Below are 19,363 nucleotides of genomic sequence, written 5' to 3' on the forward strand. Positions count from 1 at the left end.
CGGTCGGCTCAATTGTCTCAATAATGCCGATGGACGTGACTTTGGGGTCATGGGTGGATGGTCGGGGCCGTTCCGAAACCGAGAGCTGATGATCGTGCTGATCGGACACCGTCCGGTCGGCGCGGTCGTGCGCTCCCGGCCTGCCTGATCTCAGCCTTGGTGCCGCTGTCGCTGACGCTGGTTCAATGCGGCAAGGCGCCGAACCCGGCGGCGCTCGCGGCGAACTCGCAGGCCAATGTGCAGGTGGTCGTCAAGACCAACACCCAAGTCGCGAGCGGCGACACGTTCGAGGATCGCTTCCCGGCCCCCCAGTTCAGGGAGCGCTTCCCGTCGGCGAGCGAAAGTCTCCTGCAACGGCAGATGTCGGACTTCTCGCCCAAGCACGCCGTACAGCACCAGCCGCCGGAGCAGGCGCCCTACAAGGTCGCATCGCTCGAGCCGCAGGTCCCCTATAAGCGTTCGCCACGCGACGATTTGACGACCCTCGTCAGCATGAAGTCGTCGGCCTTCCCCTATTTCGGCAACAACCCCGCCTCCGACGCGCCGTTCCTCAACATCTCCAAGGGCGACCGCCGCGGTCATCGCAGCTATTCCGGTCGCGTGTTCTGGCAGGACGAGACCTACAATGACAGCCGCGTGCTGGTGCACGTGCCCGAGCATTTCGACGTGCGTAAGCCGGGCGTGATCGTGGTGTTCTTCCACGGCAACGGCGCAACGCTCGAACGCGACGTGCGCGATCGCCAGCTGGTGCCCAAGCAGATCACCGATTCCGGCGCCAATGCCGTGCTGCTTGCACCGCAGATGGCCGTCGATGCCGCCGATTCCAGCGCCGGCAAGTTCTGGCAACCGGGCGGCTTCAAGCGCTTCATGGCGGAATCGGCCGACCACCTCGCCCGCGTCACCGGCGATCCCAACAGCGCGCGCGCCTTTGCCAACATGCCGATCGTGATCGTCGGCTATAGCGGCGGCTTCCTGCCGACGGCCTGGAGCCTGGAGGTCGGCGGCATCAGCGACCGCGTCCGCGGCGTCGTGCTGCTCGACGCCGTCTATGGCGAAATGGACAAGTTCGCATCCTGGATCGAGAGCCATCGTTCCGGCTTCTTCGTCAGCGCCTACACCCGCGGCACGGCGCGGCGCGACCGCGAGCTGATGAGCACGCTCCGCCAGAAAGGCATCAGCGTCGCCGAGGACATGGATGAGCCGCTCCGTCCAGGCAGCGTGGTGTTCGTCGAGACCGCCGACGGCATCACCCATCGCGACTATGTCACCCGCGCCTGGACGCGGGATCCGCTCAAGGACGTGCTGGTGAAGATGGCTGCGACGCCAGCGCTGGCGGTGACGCGGGTGGCCTCCACCAATCCGTCGGCGGCGAGCCGCTAACCGATTTTGCGCGCGGCGGTATTCGGCTGCGTTGCCTGCAATTCTCGCAGGCTTTGATCAAAATGTGATGTTGATGGCCGAAATCCCCGGAAGCCGCCGGATTGCTTCCGCCGGCAAGGCTCATACTTTGCCGGCCGGTTTGTGATTGGAATTCTGCGGGGGCGGCAGTGCGTCAGGGATTGTACAAGGTCGACTTCCACACCGTGCACGGAACGGGCTGCGGCGTCGTCTATGTGATGGATGGCAGGATGCGCGGGGGCAATTCCGCCTTCGCCTTCATCGGCACCTATACGGGCGAAGGCGACAGCATCAAGGTCAAGATCTCGACCCAGCGCTACAATGACGACCCGTCCTTCAAGGCGCTGTTTGGCGTCGACCGGATCACGCTGGCGCTCGCCGGCCGGGAGGACGGCGACACCGCGGAATTCGAGGGCAACGCACTGCAGGCGCCGGGCGTTGCCTTCCGGGCCGTGCTCAGCCGGATCAGCGACTGAGCCTCAGCCGATCCAGCCTCTGCTCTTGCAGCCTCAGGTCTAGCAGCCTCAGCTCTTGGGCAGCTTCGGGATGCTCTCGGCGAAGCCGTTGTAGCAGGCGAGCCGCTCGTCCTCTTCCTTGAAGAATTTGCAATCGGCGTAGCCCTTGGCCTTCGCCGGTTTCGGCTTCGGCGCCGGCGGGATAATGGCGTCGTAGCAGTTCAGCCGGTCCTTGGTGCCGTCATCGAGCTCCAGGCAGGCCTGGAGCCGCACCGCGATCGACTGCGGCTTGCCCTTCGGCGCCGCAGCCGGCTTCGCCGCCGCTTCCTTGGTCCCCGCCTTGGTACCCTTGGGCTTGACCTGCACCAAGGGCTTGTCCCCGACCATCGGTGGCTTGTCGGCTTGCGCAAACGCGGAGGCTGAATAGAGCACCGCGGCAACCGCCAGAATCATCCTCATTTCAGTCAACTCTCTTTGGTCCCCATGACCGGCCTTCTAGCGCTCCCGCGCGCGGTTTGCCAAGCACCTTGCGCACAGGAAACGCGGCAGTCAGGCCGCGGCGGCAACCCGATGGGGCCGGGTCAGGACGATCAGGATCAGCGCCAGCACGACGAAACCGACTGCAACGAAGCCGAGCGTATGCAGGAGCTCGCGGGCGAACAACAATCCCCCGATGGCGGAGCCGACGGCCTGGCCGATATAGAGGACCGACGTGTTGAGCGCGACGGTCGCCGATGCCAGGGGCGGCGCGGCCGCAACCAGCCGCACCTGCTGCATCGAATTGGTCGAGGCAAAACCGAGACCCCAGACCGCGACCCCGGCCGCCATGAAGGCAAGCGCGCCTGCGCCGATCGCCCAGCCGGCGATGCCGGTCAGCAGCAGGCAGGCGAACAGCAGCGACGTGCGATAAGGCCCCCAACTGTCGACGATGCGGGTGGCGATGACGACGCCGAGGAAGCCGCAGACACCGTAGAGCGCGAACACCATGCCGATCGCATCGGGGCCGGCGCCGGTGAGCTTGCCCAGCAGCGGACCCATGAAGGTGAACACCACGAACTGCCCCGACATCTGCAGCATGGTGATCGCGAGCAGCAGCAGAATTGTCTTGTCGCGGCCGACCTCGCGCCAGGTCTTCAGATCCACCGGCACCCCCTTCAAGCCCGCCGGCAAGCGCAGCAGCAACAGCAGGACGCTGAGACAACCGAGCGCGCCGATCCCGCCATAGGCCGCCTGCCAGCCGTAGCGGCTGGCGATGAAGGTGATCAGCGGCAAGCCGACGGCGGCAGCCAGCGACCAGCCGAGAAAGATATAGGCGATGGTGCTGCCGCGCCGCTCAGTCGGCACGATCATCGCCGCGGTGCCGGCAGCCTGCGGCGTATAGAGCGCACCGACGGCGAGCATCACGAGACGGATGACGAGGAGGCTGGTGTAGCCGGGCGCAAGGGCCGAGGCGAGATTGCCGAGCGCGAGCACCGCGAGCGTCGTCGTCAGCAGCGTGCGCCGTTCGATGCGGCTGGTCAGCCAGGCCGTCAGCGGCGAGCCGATGCACAGCGTCACCGCGCCGAAGGTGATCAGCAGCCCGGCGGCATGAATGCTGATGTCGAGCCCCCTCGCCAACTCCGGCAGCATGCCCGCCGGGGCCAGCACGGAGCAGCCGGTGACGAGATTGCCAAGCATGAGGGCAGTTGGCGCGAAACGGCCGGCGGCAGGGGATTTTTCCATGCAAGTGCATGTAGAGCAGGCCCGCCGCCCGTTAAAGCCCCGTTGCTCGAAATAGTTCGTGCCAGGCCCCGGCTTTTGCGCGCCGATTTCTTGGAATTGCCGGATTGCGCAGGCCGAATCGCCTGATATATCGCTCGTTCCCGCTTACCTGCGCTCGTTCGCAGGAGTGAGCCTCAGGAGAAAAGCAATGACCGAACAGCCCCCCAAATCCGAGTCCGGCTTCCAGTACAGCCTCTCCAATCTCAAGCCCGTGACCCCAGCCGCCAAAATCACCCTCACCTTCCCCGACGGCGCCAAGCGCGAATACGACAAGAGCATCACGGGCCTCGATATCGCCAAGGGCATCTCGCCGTCGCTGGCCAAGCGCACGGTTGCGATGGCGCTCGACGGCGTGCTCACCGACCTCAACGATCCCATCGAGGACGATGCCAAGATCGAGCTCGTCAACCGCGACGACCCGCGCGCGCTGGAATTGATCCGCCACGATTGCGCCCACGTGCTCGCCGAAGCCGTGCAGACGCTGTGGCCGGGCACGCAGGTCACCATCGGTCCGGTGATCGAGAACGGCTTCTACTACGACTTCTTCCGCAACGAGCCGTTCACGCCGGAAGACTTTGCCGCGATCGAGAAAAAGATGCGCGAGATCATCGCGCGCGACAAGCCTTTCACCAAGGAAGTCTGGGACCGCGAGAAAACCAAACAGGTGTTCCGCGACAAGGGCGAGGCCTTCAAGGTCGAGCTGGTCGATGCCATTCCCGGCACCGAGCCGATCAAGATCTACTACCAGGGCGACTGGTTCGATTTGTGCCGCGGCCCGCACATGACCTCGACCGGCAAGGTCGGTAACGCGTTCAAGCTGATGAAGGTTGCCGGCGCCTATTGGCGGGGCGACAGCAACAACCCGATGCTGACCCGCATCTACGGCACCGCCTTCGCCAAGCAGGAGGACCTCGACGCTTATCTCAAGCAGATCGAGGAAGCCGAGAAACGCGACCATCGCAAGCTCGGGCGCGAGCTGGACCTCTTCCACTTCCAGGAGGAAGGTCCGGGCGTCGTGTTCTGGCACCCGAAGGGCTGGACCATCTTCCAGCAGCTCATCGCCTATATGCGCCGCCGCCTGACCGGCGATTACAGCGAGGTCAACGCGCCGCAGATCCTCGACAAGGTGCTGTGGGAGACCTCGGGCCATTGGGGCTGGTATCGCGAGAACATGTTCGCGGCGCAGTCGGCCGGCGACGAGGCGGAGGACAAGCGCTGGTTTGCGCTGAAGCCGATGAACTGCCCCGGCCACGTGCAGATCTTCAAGCACGGCCTGAAGAGCTACCGCGACCTGCCCTTGCGCCTCGCCGAGTTCGGCGTGGTGCATCGCTACGAGCCCTCGGGCGCCATGCACGGCTTGATGCGCGTGCGCGGCTTCACCCAGGACGACGCGCACATCTTCTGCACCGAGGACCAGCTTGCCGAGGAATGCTTGAAGATCAACGACCTGATCCTGTCGACCTATGCCGATTTCGGCTTCACCGGCGATCTCACCGTGAAGCTGTCGACCCGGCCGGAAAAGCGCGTCGGCACGGACGAGATGTGGGATCACGCCGAGCGCGTGATGGCGACGGTGCTGCGCGAAATCCAGACGCAGAACAACCACATCAGGACCGAGATCAACCCGGGCGAAGGCGCCTTCTACGGACCGAAGTTCGAATACGTGCTGCGCGACGCCATCGGCCGCGACTGGCAGTGCGGCACCACGCAAGTCGACTTCAACCTGCCGGAGCGGTTCGGTGCGTTCTACATCGACCATGACGGCGGCAAGAAACCGCCCGTGATGGTGCACCGCGCGATCTGCGGCTCGATGGAGCGCTATATCGGCATCCTGATCGAGCACTATGCCGGCAACTTCCCGCTCTGGCTGTCGCCGGTGCAGGCGGTGGTCACCACCATCACTTCGGAAGGCGACGAATACGCCAAGGTGGTGATGGAGCAGGCTCGGCGCGCCGGGCTTCGGGTCGAGATCGACCTGCGCAACGAAAAGATCAACTACAAGGTCCGCGAGCACTCGCTGGCCAAGATCCCGGCGCTGCTCGTGGTCGGCAAAAAGGAGGCCGAGACGCATTCGGTCTCGGTCCGCCGGCTCGGCAGCGACGGCCAGAAGGTGATGACGACCGCCGAGGCGATCGCCGCGCTGGTCGACGAGGCGACGCCGCCGGATGTGAAGCGAGCGCGCGGGACCGCCTGACGTCGTTCAAGCCGCCCTGTCTTGCCCAACTTTAATGAGGGACTCGGCCGGAATGCCGAGCCCCTCATGCAGGCGTCGGATCATGCTGAGCGTCAATTCGCGCCGCCGGTTGAGCACCTCGTGAACCCGATTGCGGCTGCCGATAAAGGGAATCAAGTCCCTTGGCTGCAGGCCGCTCTGCTCCATATGATACTTAATGGCTTCTACCGGATCCGGCAGATCGAGCCGGTAATGCTTACGCTCCCACGCCTCCACGAGCGTCACAAGCACATCAAGCCGATCGCCCTCAGGCGAGTTTCGGCGCGCACTCATCAACGTCTCGATCTCTTTGAGGGCGCGACGATAATCCCGGTTAGACTTGATTGGCGCGATTTCCATCATCGACCTTCTAAATGGTTTGCGCATCGATTGCGTCGTATTGCCGATGCGTTCCGACAAAGCGGACATAGACTACGCGGTATGGGTAATTGATCCAGACCACGACACGATATTTGTTGCCGGCGACGTTGAAGACGACGCGGCCATCCCTGAGGATGCTAGCGGTTCTGATATCTCGCTTGACGTCCGCGGGCTTCGCCCAATCGGCCCGCTTGACCTGCCGAAACCAAGCCATCAGAGGTTCGCGAGCGTCGGAAGGCTCGCTCGCCCGATCGAGAAATGCCTTGATCGTGCTGAGCGCTATGATCCTCATTCTATTCATCTTAGCATAGTCCCAAATTGGGACCACAACTTTCTGGCCGGGCCAGTAGACTCATAATCCCTCTAAAATCTCTTCCATTCGTCGTCTGCCATGCCTATCTCCGGGCGGAAGTAGCAAGCCATAAGGACGCCCCGTGCCCGACGCCATCGAACTTCTGAAGACCCGCCGCTCGGTCAAGCCGCGCGAGATGACCGGGCCCGGCCCCTCTGCGGCCGAGCTCGAGACCATCCTCACCATTGGCGCGCGCGTGCCTGATCATGGCAAGCTCGCCCCCTGGCGCTTCATCATCTTCGAGGGAGATGCCCGCCAGCGTGCCGGCGAGGTGATCGCAAACGTCTTTGCCCGGAAGAATCCCTGCGCGCCGGCGGCCGACGTCGAGATCGAGCGCAAGCGCCTCATGGATGCGCCGCTGGTGATCGGCATCGTCAGCTTCACCAAGCCGCATCCGAAAGTGCCGGCGTTCGAGCAGGAATTGTCGGCGGGCGCCAGCGCCATGAACATCGTCACGGCCGCGACCGCGCTCGGCTACGGCGCCTGCTGGCTGACCGGCTGGTTCTCGTTCGATCGCGACGTGCTCGACGGCCTCGGCCTCAAGCCGGACGAGAAGCTCGCCGGCTTCATTCACGTGGGCAAGCCGACCAAGCCGAGCGAAGACCGTCCGCGACCGTTCCTTTCGGAAATCGTGACGCGTTTTTAAGCGATGTCGTGTTGACGCCTCTCGCGTCTTGCGGCTTTGATCGCGCCGAGGGAGGAAGGTCGGATGAGACGTCGTGAATTTCTGGTCGGGGCCGCGATGCTCGCCGGCACGATGGCGCAAAGCCGCGCTGCCGACATCCCCGCCCCGTCGCCGGACGGGCTCGACCGCATCACGGCGTATTTCAACGACGAGGTGACGAGCGGCCGGCTGCCGGGCGCCGTGATCCTGGTGCAGCAGCACGGCAAACCGGTCTATCTCAAGACATTCGGCGTGCGCGACACCCGGACGGGCCTTGCCATGACGCCCGATACGGTCTTCGCCATCCACTCGATGACCAAGCCGATCACCTGCCTCGGCGCGATGATGCTGATCGACGAGGGCAAGCTCGCGCTCACCGATCCCGTGTCGAAATACGTCCCGCTGTTCGCGGGCACCAAGGTCGGCCTCGAGGTCACCCTGCCCGACGGCAAGCTGGAGCTCGACCTCGTGCCGCCGGTCCGGCCCGTCAACATCGAGGACCTGCTGCGGCACACCTCGGGCATCAGCTACGATTACATCGGTGGCAAATGGGTCGAGCAGGCCTACAAGGCCGCCAACATTTTCGAAGGCCAATTCAACAACAGGGAGTTCGCCGACCGCATCGCCAAGCTGCCGCTGGCGCGGCAGCCGGGAACCCTGTGGCGCTACGGCCATTCCACCGACGTGCTCGGCGCTGTCATCGAGATCATCTCGGGCCAGACGCTGTACGAATTCCTGAAGGCACGCATCTTCGATCCGCTCGGCATGACCAGCACCAAATTCGCTCTGGCGACGGAGGACGAGCTGGCGCGGATGGCGCGGCCGCTGCCGAACGATTTCATCCTGCTCGCCGCCGAGCGCGAGCGTCTCGACCATCCCGAATGGCAGTCCGGCGGCGGCGGCCTGCTCTCGACCATCACCGACTATCAGCGCTTCTCGCAGATGCTGCTCAACGGCGGCGAGTTCGAGGGCAAGCGCTATCTGAGCCCGGCCGCCTTCAAGGCGATGACGACCGATCATATCGGCCCCGGCTCCGGCGTCGGACGCGACTACTTCTATTTTCCGGGCGACGGCTTCGGCTATGGCTATGGCCTTGCGGTACGGACCGATCCCGGCAACGCGAAACCGCCGCCGCCGGGCTCGCTCGGCGAATTGAAATGGGACTCAGGGAGCGGCACCTATTTCGGCGTCGATCCCAAGCTCGACATGGTCTACCTCATGATGCAGCAGACCCAGAACGAGCGCAGCCGCATCACGCCCGCCTTCAAGGCGCTGGTGTACGACTGCTACCCCGAGGGGCTACGCCGCCCGTGAGGCGCGCTGACCGAAATCGGCGAGCAGCTTGGCGATCTCGGCCGCGGGCCGCGCCGCGCTGAACAGAAAACCCTGCACCTCGTTGCAGCCTTCGGCGCGAAGCCAGTCGAGTTGATCCTCGGTCTCGACGCCCTCGGCCGTCGTCGTGATGTTGAGGCTGCGGCCGAGGCCGGAGATCGCGCGCACGATCGCGCTGCAATCGGGCCGCTGCGCCAGGTCCTTCACGAACGAACGGTCGATCTTGATCTTGTCGAACGGGAAGCTGCGCAAATAGCTGAGGCTGGAATAGCCCGTGCCGAAATCATCCATGGAAATGCCGACGCCGAGCTCGCGCAATTGGTGCAGGATTGCGAGATTGGCGTCGGTCTCGGCCAGGAAGATCGACTCGGTGATTTCGAGCTCGAGCCGTCGCGGCGACAGGCCGGACTGCGCGAGAGCCGAGATCACCACCTGCACCAAATTGCGGCTGCGGAATTGCGCCGGCGACAGATTGACCGCGACTTTGACATCGGCAGGCCATTTCACCGCCTCGGCGCAGGCCTCGCGCAGCACCCACTCCCCCAACTGGGTGATGAGGCCGATGTCCTCGGCGACGGGAATGAACTCCGCCGGCGAGATCATGCCCTTGTCGGGATGACGCCAGCGCAGCAGCGATTCGAAGCCTGAGATGCGGTCGGATGCGATCGTCACCAGCGGCTGGTAGTGCAGCTCGAACTCGCCATTGGCGAAGGCGCGGCGCAGATCGAGCTCCAGGTCGCGGCGCTTCTGCGCCTGCAGGTCCATCTCGCGTTCGAAGAAATGGTGCACGCCGCCGCCATCGGACTTTGCCCGGTACAGCGCCATGTCGGCATTGCGCATCAGCTCCCCCGGCGTCGTGCCGTCGCCGGGCGACAGCGCGATGCCGATGCTGGCGCCGATCACCATCTCCTGGCCGTCGAGATCATAGGGCGCCTTCAGCATGTCGATCAGCAGGCTCGCGCAGGCGCTGGCCTCGTTTGGCGAGACGTCGGCACTGAGGATCACCGCGAACTCGTCGCCGCCGAGCCGGGCCGCGAGACTGGCGCCGCGGACCGCCTTGGTCAGGCGCCCGGCGACGTCCTTGAGCAGGCGATCGCCGACGGGATGACCGAAGGAATCGTTGATGTTCTTGAACAGGTCCAGGTCGATGTAGAGAACGCCGACGCGCTTGTCCCCGGCCTGGTCCAGGGCCTGCTTCAGCCGCTCCTGAAAATATTCGCGGTTCGGCAGGTCGGTGAGCCCGTCATGGTGCGCCATGTGCGCGATGCGCGCCTCGGCCTTGCGCCGCTCGGTGATGTCGACCACCGCGACCAGATAACCGTCGCGATCATCGAAGGCCACGCGGCGGCCGAAGGTGAGCACTTCGATCTCGCTGCCGTCGGAGCGCAGGTGCCGCCAGTTGCGCGAGGAATGATAGGCGTCGCCGACGCGCTCCAGCGCCTCGGCGTGGCTTTCCCACTCGTCCTCCGGCCAGATCTCGTGCAACTTCATGCGCAGGAAGGTGGCGCAGCTGTAGCCGTAATGCTGGACAGCGGCGTCGTTGACGCCAAGGAATTGCTTGGTCTGCGCGTCGAACACCCACATCGGCATCGGGTTGTTGTCGAACAGCAGGCGGAACGAGGCGTCCCGCCGTTTCAACGCGGTGACATCGGAGATCGTCAGCGAGACCACGTCCGCGAAGGCCGTGGCACTGAGACGGAGATGCCGCCCCTCGCTCTCGATCTCGAGCTGCTCGCCGCGGCCGCCCGCGACGGCCTTGAGCAGAAAGTCCATGACCTCGGGCAGAGCCAGCAGCGTGGTCTCCTCGCCGATCCGCCGCCACAACAGGCTTCCGCTCGCAACCTTCAACAATGCGCCTGCGCTGTTGTTGTGATGCACGACCTGAAGATCGAACGGCTTGCCGCCGGCATCGCGCAAGGTCGTGAGCGAGATCACCGCGTCGTCAGTCGAGGCGAAGATCGCGTCCAGCAGATTGTACTGCGTGCCGCGCTCGTTGATATAGGCGCCGACCAGCGTGGCGCCCCAGCGCGAGGCCGTCGGCAGCGCCAGCAAGTCGTAAGTCCTGACCATGCCGTCGCGCACGCAATACGCGCTGGCGTGATGCGGCTGTCCCGTCGTCAGCGCAATGGTGGCGGCTTCCGTCAGCGCCGTGGCGCAATCGGGCGACAGATCCGAAACCGGAATGTCCCAGCTCTCCTCACCGAGCCATTCCTGCACGTAACGTCCGCTGCGCGACAGCTCGAGCGCGCCATCGTTCCTCAGGAGCGCGATGTGATCGGCAAGCCGTCCGAGACTGCCGAGCATGACGTCCTCGTAGCGCGGCAGCCGGTCACCCGGCTTCAACGCGGCACGCCATTTGCGCTGCAGTACCGGGATGTCGTCGAACATTTCAGCGGACGGTTTTCCCGGCATCTTCTTCGCAGCATTCATGGCAGCCCCCAACGCACTTTCCGGGCGCATCCAATGCAGGCGCACTTAACGACGTGTAAAGAGCGCGCGAGCGTGGGTTCCATTCAGCGATTATGACAGTTTTAAGTCGGGTGTTGGTTAGTGCGGATTAGAGACTATGACGGTCGCGCGAAGGCGAGCCGGACGCGCAGCGCGTAGCACTTCTCAACGACAGACACACCTTCGCATCCTCGCGGCTCATTCGCCCGAGCTTTGCCTGGTCGCATCACGCCCATTGAAAGAGGGCGCAGGGAAGACCGGGTGCCGGCCGGGCACCCACGGTCCACTGTGCGAAAGGTGGCAACAAGAATTTGCACAGCGGCATACAGGTGGAGCCGAGCATCCGGCCTTCCCTGCGCAGTGGTCTTACGGCTTATGTCGCGCTCTCCTCGGGGAGCGATGCACTATTGCCCCCGTCGCCTTGCGGATCGCTGATGCACGTGCCCGGTCGGGCCGCCGCATCACCACAAGACTTGACGCACAGACTGCGGGCGCCAGGACCACACGATTTTGCCGTACGCCGATCACACCGGTCGTATGCGCGAGGTGCCTTGCTCACGGTTGCCCGCCCTGCAAGACTCTTTCGCGCCGATGCAATCAGCGTCCACCGCCGCCCGACCCGCGTTCGTGACGATCGCGATACGCCCGTCTTCCTTGGGCCGGGTTGCCGCGACACATACGCGCTTTCCGAATTTCGTTGAAGTGGAGTATTTTCGGCGACGAGCGTTGACCCATAGCTCGGGTGTTTCGCCCGTCGGGCAACGCAAGGGATTGTGGCCGCAGGCTGCCTGCCTACGGAGCCCTGGCAGCCAACCTCTCGATCACGAGGTCAAGCAGCGCGCGCAGGCGGGCAAGACGTCTGAGATCGCGGTGATAACCGACATAGGTGTCGCGGCCGGGCGGCGCCGTGCCGATGTCGAGCGCGACGAGGCGGCGGTCGCGATCGCCGAGCAGACGCGGCAGCACCGCCAGTCCACCGCCGCTCGCACATAGCTCGGCCTGCGCCTGCCTATTGTTGCTGCGCGAGGCGATCTGCGCATTCGGCAGCGTGCGCTTCAGCCAGACCGCGTCCGGCATGTCGGCGAACTCGGCATTCATGGTGACGACGCGGACAGCGCTGCCGTCGCCGGCGCGCGGCGGCTTGCTGCCCTTCTTGCCATAGAGCGCGTAGGGAATGTGCAGCAGCTTTCTGGAGATCACCTCGGGCTCGCTGAACGGCTTGATGCGGAAGACCAGGTCGGCCTCGCGCCGCGGCAGGCTGTAGAGCCGCGCATCGGTCAGGAGTTCCACCGTCACCTTGGGGTGACGCTTGCCGAACGCTGCGATCACCGGCGACAGCATCACCGTCCCGAACCAGTCCGACGACGACAGGCGCAACAGGCCGTCGAGCTGCGTCTCCGCACCCGACACATGTCGCTCCAGCGCGAGCGCCTCGTCCTCGATCCGTTCGGCGTGGCGGAGCACGGCGGTGCCCTCGTCGGTCAGCACGAAACCATCCGCCGTGCGCTGGAACAATGTCTGTCCCAGCGCTGTCTCGAGCGCGCGAAGCCGCCGGCCCATCGTCGGTTGGGTCTGGCCGATCTTGCGCGCGGCGGCGCCGAGGGTGCCTTCGCGGGCAATCGCCAGGAAGATGCGCAGATCGCTCCAGTCCATCAGAATCCCCGCCATACAAAACTGTATGAGGATCGTACAGCCTTGTTCCTTCCCATGCAAAATTTCATGAGCATATTGGAGGCCGACAACGGAGCAAGACGGTCATGTCGACACAATTGACGATGCGCGCTGGCGTCCTGGAGGCTCACAACACCCCCTTACGCCTCGCGACGATTTCAAGGCCCGAGATCGGGCCGCGCGAGGTGCTGGTGCGGGTGCGCGCGAGCGGGGTCAATCCGCTCGACACCAAGATCCATGCCGGCACGGCCGCGCATGCGCGCCATTCGCTGCCGGCGATCCCCGGGATCGATCTCGCCGGCGTGGTCGAACGCACGGGGCGTGAGGTGACCCGGTTCAAGGTCGGCGACGAGGTCTACGGCATGACCGGTGGCGTCGGCGGCGTGCCGGGATCGCTGGCCGAATTCGCCGCTGTCGATGCCGACCTCCTGGCATTGAAGCCCGCCAATCTCAGCATGCGGGAAGCTGCCGCCCTGCCCTTGATCGTCATCACGGCCTGGGAAGGCCTGATCGACCGCGCGGCGTTGAAGGCCGGCCAGAAGGTCTTGATCCACGGCGGCGCAGGCGGCGTCGGCCATGTCGCGATCCAGATCGCGCGCGCATTCGGAGCGGACGTGTTCGCAACCGGCTCGGCGTCGCAGCGCGCCACGATCGAAGGCTTCGGCGCCGTGTTCATCGATCGCGACAGTCCGGTCGAAGCCTACCTTGCGCAGCATACCGGCGGCCGCGGCTTCGACATCGTCTACGACACCGTCGGCGGCAAGGTGCTCGACGCCTCCTTTGAAGCGGTGCGCCGCTTCGGCCATGTGGTGAGCGCACTCGGCTGGGGGACGCATGCGCTTGCGCCACTGTCGTTCCGCGCCGCCACCTATTCCGGCGTGTTCACGCTGCTGCCGCTGCTGTCGGGCGAAGGCCGCGCCCATCACGGGGAGATCATGACGGAGGCCACGGGCCTCGTCGAGGCCGGCAAGCTCGTGCCGCTGCTCGACGCCAGGCGCTTTACGATGGAGAGCGTCGGCGAGGCCTATGCGCTGATCCGAGACCACGCCGCCAAGGGCAAGCTGGTCGTCGAGATCTGAGTGAGCTTGTCGCGCGGATGGAGCTGCGCTCCGCCGCTAATCCTCGCTGGACGCAGCCGAGCGGTTGCGCAAGTAAGCCTGCGACAACAGGAAGAACAACGCGCGCTCGCCATGATATTTGGCCGACGGCCGGGTGCGCTCGAAGCCGTCGGCAAAGATCTTGCCGGACTGGTCGCATACCTGCCATCGCCAGCCAAACCGCTTGCGCCTGGTGAGGATCACTTCGAACATGTCGACGAGCTTGGTCCCTGCTCCCCGCCGGTCTCGCAGACCCACAAGCCTGCTCCGGCCTCCCCCATTTGACGGATGTCCGACATATAGCCCAGCGGAGTGGAAAGAGAATAAAATTGATGATCGGAAATACGTATCTTTCACCGGCTGTGATGAACGCGCGAGGCGCGGAATAAGCCGGCGGCGCCGGTGTTCATCGATCTCGCAGCATCGCCTTGTCGCGCTGGCGCGTATTCAAATCGGTAGCACAGGGGCAAAGGTCGGGGAGCACCGGACTTTCGTGGAGCGAAATTGGCGGTCGAGCAGCGCCCTGGCTGGATGGGCGTCCGGCCGGATTTGCGTGCGCTGGATGAGAAGTGCGGTACGATATTGCGGACGCTGTTGGATGATGAAGAGCCGGGAGCCCATCGACCGGATCGGCGCCGCGCCGTCTTGGCCCCGGCTCTGCGGAGCGGCATGTCGTGCCGCATCGCGTCCGGGACACGAAAACTACCGCGCGACGACTTCGACTTCGCCGTCGACGCCGTTCACGACGTTGAAGCCGCGCTCGTAGACCTTGCCCTCGTTCTTGGCGATGGCGCGGTATTCGCCTTCGGAGAGCACGACGCGCGGAAAGGCGCCGATCGATTCCTTGATGACGTCGCCGCCGGGGGTCAGCACCGACCAGGCGGTGTTGGCGAGCGCCTCGCCGCCCTTGTCGCTGACCAGCTTGAGCGTGATCACGGCGGCGCGGTGGGTGATGGTGACGTCGGTGAGCTTGCCGGCCTGGACGCGAATGTCCGAACGCACCACCGAGTTGGCGTCGCCATAGTTGGAGATGATGTAGTAGGTGCCTTCCGGGATCAGCACGACGTCGCCGGCGGCGACGTTCGGCACCAGCGAGGCGCGCTCGCCGGATTCGAACTGGCTGCCCTTGTAGATCGCGAACGAGATCTGGTTCTGCGGAATGCGGCTGGTGCCGACCCGGCCCTCGATGCGCAGGCCGCCGGCCGGCAGCACGAAGGATTCGCGGTCGGTCTCGGCCTTCAGGCTGACGGTGCGCACCGCGCTGACGAGGCCAAAGGCGACGTGCACGACGTAGTTGCCGGGCGGCAGCACGATGTTGGGCGAGGCGTTGCGGTCCTCGCGGATCAGCTTGAAGGTGCCGTTCTCATCCGGACGGTCGGCGAAGACACGCCAGACCAGACCGCTGGTGATCGCCGGCGTGTCCTTGCCGTATTTCGCGGTCAGCGACAGCACGCCCTGTCCGGGCACGGCCGCATTGAGCGGCGCGGCCGGCGGCACGGTGGTGACCGCGGGCGGCGGCATGCTGGGCGTGTTCGGCTGCATCAGGGTCGATGGCAGGCTCGGGGGACCGGCGCCAAGCCCGGAGGGCGGCGCCAGGTTGACGGCGCCGCCGGGGTCCGGCACCGAAGCCGGCGGCACCGGCGGCGGGCGATCGGAGAAAAGCTGCGCCCGTGCAGCGTTTTGGCCTGAGGTAACGAGGCACGCGGCAAGGATCAGCGCCGGCAGCAGCCTGCCGCTGCGCCGCCATCCGATGATGCCGTCACCCCCGCGTGTCATGCTCCTGCTTTTCACCGAAAACGCGGCAAATTCAAGCCTCTGAAACCCAAGGAAATACGGTGCCGGTTCGTTCTGTGGAACCCGGTTGACGCCTGCGTGATTAGTCGTGAGGCAATCGCCCCTCGCCATACTCCTGCCCGGTGCCCTCCCCAAAGCGGCATAAACCATGCTTCGCGCCCGGGATGGCGGAGTGCGAGTGCGGTGCCTAGTCTAATGATACGGGCTTGGCCGCAGCCTTGAGCCGCAGCCTTGGCCCCGGCGTAGGAGAGTTTCGGTGCTGGACATCTTGAAGGGGCGCGGCGCAAACGGCTCGAACGGCGAGAAGATTGGCCTTGGCCCCACCCGCCGTCCCGTCATCGGCCTTGCCCTCGGCGGCGGCGCGGCGCGCGGCTTTGCCCATATCGGAATCCTCAGGACCCTGCTTGCCAACGGCATCGTGCCCGACGTCGTGGTCGGCACCTCCATCGGCGCCGTGGTCGGCGGCCTGCATGCGGCCGGGCGGCTCGAGACGTTCGAAGATTGGGGGCGCAGCCTGCAAGGCATGCGCAACATCCTCGGCTATCTCGACATCCGCCTCAATGGATCCGGCCTGCTCGGCGGCGAGAAGCTTGCGGGCCGCCTTGAGGACGCGGTTGGGCAGACCTTGATCGAGGATTTACCGGTGAAATTCGCGAGCGTCGCGACCGAAGTCCGCACCGGCCATGAGATCTGGCTGACGCGTGGCCGCCTGGTCGATGCGATGCGCGCGTCCTACGCGCTGCCCGGGATCTTCCAGCCCATGCTGATCGGCGACCGCTGGCTGGTCGACGGCGCGCTGGTCAATCCCGTGCCGGTCTCGGCCGCCCGCGCGCTCGGCGCCGAAATCGTCATCGCCGCAAATCTTTCCAGCGACATCTTCACCCATTCCACGACGATCCATTCGCATGGCGCACCGCCCACCCCGGTGGTGCCGGAGGCGGAAGAACCGGCGGCCAAGCGGCGCTTCCCGCGGCTATTCTCTCCCGAGAGGACCATGAAGCGCGAATTCTTCGGCGGCAACGGCCGGCCCGGCATCTCCTCGGTGATGGTCGATGCCTTCAACATCATGCAGGACCGCATCACCCGCGCCCGCCTCGCCGGCGATCCCCCGGATCTGCTGATCTCGCCACGGATCGGCCAGTTCGGCTGGTTCGACTTCCATCGCTCCGAGGACCTGATCGCCCACGGTGCGCGCGCCGCCGAGCGCGCGCTGGACTCCATCCAGGAGGCGATCGATGTGCTGGCGCCGGCGCCCGCGGGGCACGCGCCGAAAGCGGACGATGGCGCCTGATCAGGCGGTCTTGATGTAGTCGCGCAGGGCTTCCTGCTCGGACTCGTATTCCTGGACCCGGCGCTTGACGATGTCGCCGATCGAGATCAGGCCAACCACCTTGCCGTTGTCGATCACGGGCAGATGGCGGAACTTGCCCGATGTCATCATCTCCATGAGCTCGGCGACCGTATCGGTCTCCTTGCAGGTGACGACCTTGCGGGTCATGACCTGAGCCACCGGCTCTTCCAGGACGGCGGCGCCGCGCTCGCCGAGCACGCGCACGATGTCGCGCTCCGACAGGATGCCTTCGAGCCGGCTCTGGTTCATCACCAGCACCGCACCGATCTTCTTCTCGCCGAGCAGCTTGACCGCGGTCGCCAGCTTGGCGTCGGGCTCGACGCTCATGATCTGGTGGCCCTTGGTGTTGAGAATGGAACGTACCGTCATTGTCGCCTCCCTGAATCCGAGCCGTCCGCCTTGGCGGTCAGGACTTGTTCTTCGAGTCTTCAACTAACAGTTTCGGCGCGGGTTGCATGCTCGCGCGCTTGTCGAAGCGTTGCCTCTATGGGCTTGTCGCTTCGGAACATTCTTCGCGGAAATGATGGATGAATTCGGGCCGCGCCGCAAGCGCCGCTTCAAATACGGTCTGAAACGTCCTGTGATGACGCATCCGCAGCATCGTTTCGCGCGCGCGGCACGGGATCGAACAGGGTGAACAGCAACAGGCCGGCGAAGAAGCCGCCGATATGCGCCTGCCAGGCGACGCTCGTGGTTTCGGAATCGATGCCGATCGCGCCGACGCCGAAGATGATGTTGACACCGAACCACACCGCGAGGAAACCGACCACCCGTCCGTCGCGCAGCGCGCGCGACAGCGGCAGCGCCGGAACCCTTGCCGCGGTATCCGCGTCCGAACGGTTGAACGACAGGAAACTGCCGCGGACGAACGCGAAGCGGATGGCGGCGGCCATCGCGCCGGACACCGAGGCCGAGGCCCCGATCATCGGCGCCACCGCATGCTCATGGGTGACGAGATGGGCGAGCGCGCCGGCCGCCGCCGTCACCGCTAGAAACAGGAAGAACCTGACGGCGCCGAAGCGCCGCGCCAGCGCGCTGCCGAACGGCAACAGCCACAGCACGTTGAAGCCGAGATGGGTCAGGTTGGCGTGCAGCAGCGAATAGGTGACGAAGCTCCAGACCTTGGCCCCGGTGCCGCCGGGGATCTGCAGATTGAGCAGCGAGGAATCGTAGCGCTTCGGGATGAAGCCGAAGACGTCGATGGTCCAGTTCTCGAGTTCCGGCGGCAGCAGCACCCGCAGATGGATCACCGCCAGCAGCAGGATATAGGCCGTCAGCGCGAACGGCAGCGTCAGGATCGGCTCGCGCGGAGCCTCCTCATGAACCACCTGGACCGCCGGCAGGCCGGGCTGAGGATCTTGCGACGAATCGTGCGGCGGGGAATCCAAGGCAGCTTCGCTTTCAGGCGCGATCGGAGCGATCCCCTTGCAGATAGTCGCCTTTGCCAGCCTTGCGCAAGTGCACAAAAGGAAAAGGCAGGGCCCTGGGAAGCCCTGCCTATCCGTGTCGGCCTTCCGGTGCCCCAGGGAATGAAGGTGAATCCCCACCCCTCCCCGGCCCGTGGCCAAACTGTTTGACGCCCTGTGTACAGACCCCGCCGAGAACCTGGAGAAACCGGCGGAGATAACCGCGATCACCATAGCAGCGCGGCGCGAGGGGCAAAGCGCATAGTTAACTTAACGTTAACGACGCAAAGACCGGCTTAACTGAGCCGAAAACGCCGCCACGGCATGGACGCTGCAAATCCCCTCCTGCACAACAAACAAGGGATCGTGGCTGCACTGAAGCGGGACAGGTTTGTCCCCTGGAGGTTGCGGCCCGGGGTAAGCGTTCAGACATGAAACATCCGTCGAGCCGCGCGTTCTTCGCGTATTGGGACGAAAAGCGTGGCGCCGCACGGGCCCCCGACCGGGCCGACATCGATCCGGCCGCGGTCCGCGGCCTGCTCGGCGACATTTTCGTACTCTCCTGCGAGCCGAAGCTCGGGTTCCCGTTCCGCGTCGCCGGCACACGCGTCTGCGCACTGGCGGGGCGTGACCTCAAGGACCAGAGCTTCGCGGCCCTGTTCGACGAGGAAAGCCGCAGCGAGATCGAGGAGATCACGACCATCGTCGCCGACGAGGCGCTAGGCGCGATCGCCGGCGTCACGGCCGTGCGCGAGGACGGCAGCAAAGCCTATATCGAGCTGTTGCTGCTGCCCTTCAACGCCCGCCCGCATACGCCGGTGAGCGTGACGGGTGTGCTCGCGCCGTTCGACGACGAATGCGGCGCGCTGTCCACCTTCACCCTCACCTCCTGGCGCTATCTGCACCAGCCGGAGAAATTGCTGCCGCGCGCGATCCGGAAATTGCAGATCGCACGTGGGCTGATGGTGTACGAGGGACTGCGATAGCCTTTCGTCCCGCGTGCGGATGGCCGTTTTTGCCGGATCTGCGTCATTCCTGATG

General features: G+C 65.1%; 18 protein-coding genes. 8 read left to right on the forward strand and 10 right to left on the reverse strand.

Annotated elements, in window-relative coordinates; translation table 11 throughout:
* Window positions 1-57: 57 nt before the first annotated feature.
* On the forward strand, window positions 58-1,380 hold the full coding sequence (locus XH83_RS22770) for an alpha/beta hydrolase (RefSeq protein WP_194402970.1): 1,323 nt from the start codon (window positions 58-60) through the stop codon (window positions 1,378-1,380).
* Between the two features lie 167 nt (window positions 1,381-1,547).
* On the forward strand, window positions 1,548-1,874 hold the full coding sequence (locus XH83_RS22775) for a GrlR family regulatory protein (protein ID WP_194402971.1): 327 nt from the start codon (window positions 1,548-1,550) through the stop codon (window positions 1,872-1,874).
* 48 nt (window positions 1,875-1,922) lie between these two features.
* Here XH83_RS22775 and XH83_RS22780 read toward each other — a convergent pair whose 3' ends face one another.
* Together XH83_RS22780 and XH83_RS22785 are read right to left on the reverse strand one after the other, a co-directional pair.
* Window positions 1,923-2,312, reverse strand: a complete 390-nt coding sequence (locus XH83_RS22780) for a hypothetical protein (protein ID WP_194402972.1) — start codon at window positions 2,310-2,312, stop codon at window positions 1,923-1,925.
* Between the two features lie 90 nt (window positions 2,313-2,402).
* Window positions 2,403-3,575, reverse strand: coding sequence for an MFS transporter (locus XH83_RS22785; RefSeq protein ID WP_194402973.1), 1,173 nt, complete (start codon window positions 3,573-3,575; stop codon window positions 2,403-2,405).
* A 187-nt stretch (window positions 3,576-3,762) separates the two neighbouring features.
* On the opposite strand from XH83_RS22785, the gene thrS reads away from it, so the two are divergent.
* Window positions 3,763-5,808 (forward strand): threonine--tRNA ligase, encoded by a 2,046-nt coding sequence (thrS, locus tag XH83_RS22790; RefSeq protein WP_194402974.1) that lies wholly within the window; start codon window positions 3,763-3,765, stop codon window positions 5,806-5,808.
* A gap of 6 nt (window positions 5,809-5,814) precedes the next feature.
* Here thrS and XH83_RS22795 read toward each other — a convergent pair whose 3' ends face one another.
* Complete coding sequence (locus tag XH83_RS22795) at window positions 5,815-6,186, reverse strand: type II toxin-antitoxin system HigA family antitoxin (protein WP_194408370.1); 372 nt, start codon at window positions 6,184-6,186, stop codon at window positions 5,815-5,817.
* A gap of 10 nt (window positions 6,187-6,196) precedes the next feature.
* Window positions 6,197-6,499 (reverse strand): type II toxin-antitoxin system HigB family toxin, encoded by a 303-nt coding sequence (locus XH83_RS22800; protein WP_194402975.1) that lies wholly within the window; start codon window positions 6,497-6,499, stop codon window positions 6,197-6,199.
* A 142-nt stretch (window positions 6,500-6,641) separates the two neighbouring features.
* Here XH83_RS22800 and XH83_RS22805 point away from each other — a divergent pair, with 142 nt between their 5' ends.
* Both XH83_RS22805 and XH83_RS22810 read left to right on the forward strand, forming a co-directional pair.
* Complete coding sequence (locus tag XH83_RS22805) at window positions 6,642-7,205, forward strand: nitroreductase (protein ID WP_194402976.1); 564 nt, start codon at window positions 6,642-6,644, stop codon at window positions 7,203-7,205.
* 63 nt (window positions 7,206-7,268) lie between these two features.
* A complete protein-coding gene (locus XH83_RS22810; protein ID WP_194402977.1) occupies window positions 7,269-8,537 on the forward strand; it encodes a serine hydrolase in 1,269 nt (422 codons plus the stop codon).
* On the opposite strand, the gene XH83_RS22815 is transcribed toward XH83_RS22810, so the two are convergent.
* Both XH83_RS22815 and XH83_RS22820 read right to left on the reverse strand, forming a co-directional pair.
* Entirely contained in the window at window positions 8,523-10,985 is a 2,463-nt protein-coding gene (locus XH83_RS22815; protein ID WP_194402978.1) for a bifunctional diguanylate cyclase/phosphodiesterase, read from the reverse strand. The two genes, XH83_RS22810 and XH83_RS22815, sit on opposite strands and share 15 nt — an antisense overlap.
* Before the next feature lie 810 nt (window positions 10,986-11,795).
* Entirely contained in the window at window positions 11,796-12,656 is an 861-nt protein-coding gene (locus XH83_RS22820) for a LysR family transcriptional regulator (RefSeq protein ID WP_194402979.1), read from the reverse strand.
* 104 nt (window positions 12,657-12,760) lie between these two features.
* Here XH83_RS22820 and XH83_RS22825 point away from each other — a divergent pair, with 104 nt between their 5' ends.
* Window positions 12,761-13,753: a zinc-dependent alcohol dehydrogenase family protein gene (locus tag XH83_RS22825; protein WP_305825904.1), complete on the forward strand. Its 993-nt coding sequence runs from the start codon at window positions 12,761-12,763 to the stop codon at window positions 13,751-13,753.
* A 36-nt stretch (window positions 13,754-13,789) separates the two neighbouring features.
* Here the strand turns inward: XH83_RS22825 and XH83_RS22830 are convergent, their stop codons facing one another.
* Entirely contained in the window at window positions 13,790-14,029 is a 240-nt protein-coding gene (locus tag XH83_RS22830) for a hypothetical protein (protein ID WP_246776305.1), read from the reverse strand.
* 444 nt (window positions 14,030-14,473) lie between these two features.
* A complete protein-coding gene (locus tag XH83_RS22835) occupies window positions 14,474-15,547 on the reverse strand; it encodes a hypothetical protein (RefSeq protein ID WP_194402980.1) in 1,074 nt (357 codons plus the stop codon).
* Between the two features lie 274 nt (window positions 15,548-15,821).
* On the opposite strand from XH83_RS22835, the gene XH83_RS22840 reads away from it, so the two are divergent.
* Window positions 15,822-16,856, forward strand: a complete 1,035-nt coding sequence (locus XH83_RS22840) for a patatin-like phospholipase family protein (RefSeq protein WP_194402981.1) — start codon at window positions 15,822-15,824, stop codon at window positions 16,854-16,856.
* Here the strand turns inward: XH83_RS22840 and XH83_RS22845 are convergent, their stop codons facing one another.
* A complete protein-coding gene (locus tag XH83_RS22845; protein WP_194402982.1) occupies window positions 16,857-17,285 on the reverse strand; it encodes a CBS domain-containing protein in 429 nt (142 codons plus the stop codon).
* Window positions 17,286-17,473: 188 nt separating this feature from the next.
* Window positions 17,474-18,304: a rhomboid family intramembrane serine protease gene (locus XH83_RS22850; protein WP_371746118.1), complete on the reverse strand. Its 831-nt coding sequence runs from the start codon at window positions 18,302-18,304 to the stop codon at window positions 17,474-17,476.
* Window positions 18,305-18,753: 449 nt separating this feature from the next.
* Here XH83_RS22850 and XH83_RS22855 point away from each other — a divergent pair, with 449 nt between their 5' ends.
* The gene (locus XH83_RS22855) at window positions 18,754-19,308 is read left to right on the forward strand and encodes a PAS domain-containing protein (RefSeq protein WP_194402983.1); all 555 of its coding nucleotides are present in this window, start codon (window positions 18,754-18,756) and stop codon (window positions 19,306-19,308) included.
* Window positions 19,309-19,363: the final 55 nt, after the last annotated feature.

The sequence above is a fragment of the Bradyrhizobium sp. CCBAU 53351 genome, assembly GCF_015291745.1.
GTDB lineage: Bacteria > Pseudomonadota > Alphaproteobacteria > Rhizobiales > Xanthobacteraceae > Bradyrhizobium.

Coding starts and splice junctions, on each gene's coding strand:
- XH83_RS22770 (WP_194402970.1), top strand. CDS start 58: ATGGTCGGGGCCGTTCCGAAACCGAGAGCTGATGATCGTGCTGATCGG.
- XH83_RS22780 (WP_194402972.1), bottom strand. CDS start 2,312: ATGAGGATGATTCTGGCGGTTGCCGCGGTGCTCTATTCAGCCTCCGCG.
- XH83_RS22785 (WP_194402973.1), bottom strand. CDS start 3,575: ATGGAAAAATCCCCTGCCGCCGGCCGTTTCGCGCCAACTGCCCTCATG.
- thrS (WP_194402974.1), top strand. CDS start 3,763: ATGACCGAACAGCCCCCCAAATCCGAGTCCGGCTTCCAGTACAGCCTC.
- XH83_RS22795 (WP_194408370.1), bottom strand. CDS start 6,186: ATGGAAATCGCGCCAATCAAGTCTAACCGGGATTATCGTCGCGCCCTC.
- XH83_RS22800 (WP_194402975.1), bottom strand. CDS start 6,499: ATGAGGATCATAGCGCTCAGCACGATCAAGGCATTTCTCGATCGGGCG.
- XH83_RS22810 (WP_194402977.1), top strand. CDS start 7,269: ATGAGACGTCGTGAATTTCTGGTCGGGGCCGCGATGCTCGCCGGCACG.
- XH83_RS22815 (WP_194402978.1), bottom strand. CDS start 10,985: ATGAATGCTGCGAAGAAGATGCCGGGAAAACCGTCCGCTGAAATGTTC.
- XH83_RS22820 (WP_194402979.1), bottom strand. CDS start 12,656: ATGGACTGGAGCGATCTGCGCATCTTCCTGGCGATTGCCCGCGAAGGC.
- XH83_RS22825 (WP_305825904.1), top strand. CDS start 12,761: ATGTCGACACAATTGACGATGCGCGCTGGCGTCCTGGAGGCTCACAAC.
- XH83_RS22835 (WP_194402980.1), bottom strand. CDS start 15,547: ATGACACGCGGGGGTGACGGCATCATCGGATGGCGGCGCAGCGGCAGG.
- XH83_RS22845 (WP_194402982.1), bottom strand. CDS start 17,285: ATGACGGTACGTTCCATTCTCAACACCAAGGGCCACCAGATCATGAGC.
- XH83_RS22855 (WP_194402983.1), top strand. CDS start 18,754: ATGAAACATCCGTCGAGCCGCGCGTTCTTCGCGTATTGGGACGAAAAG.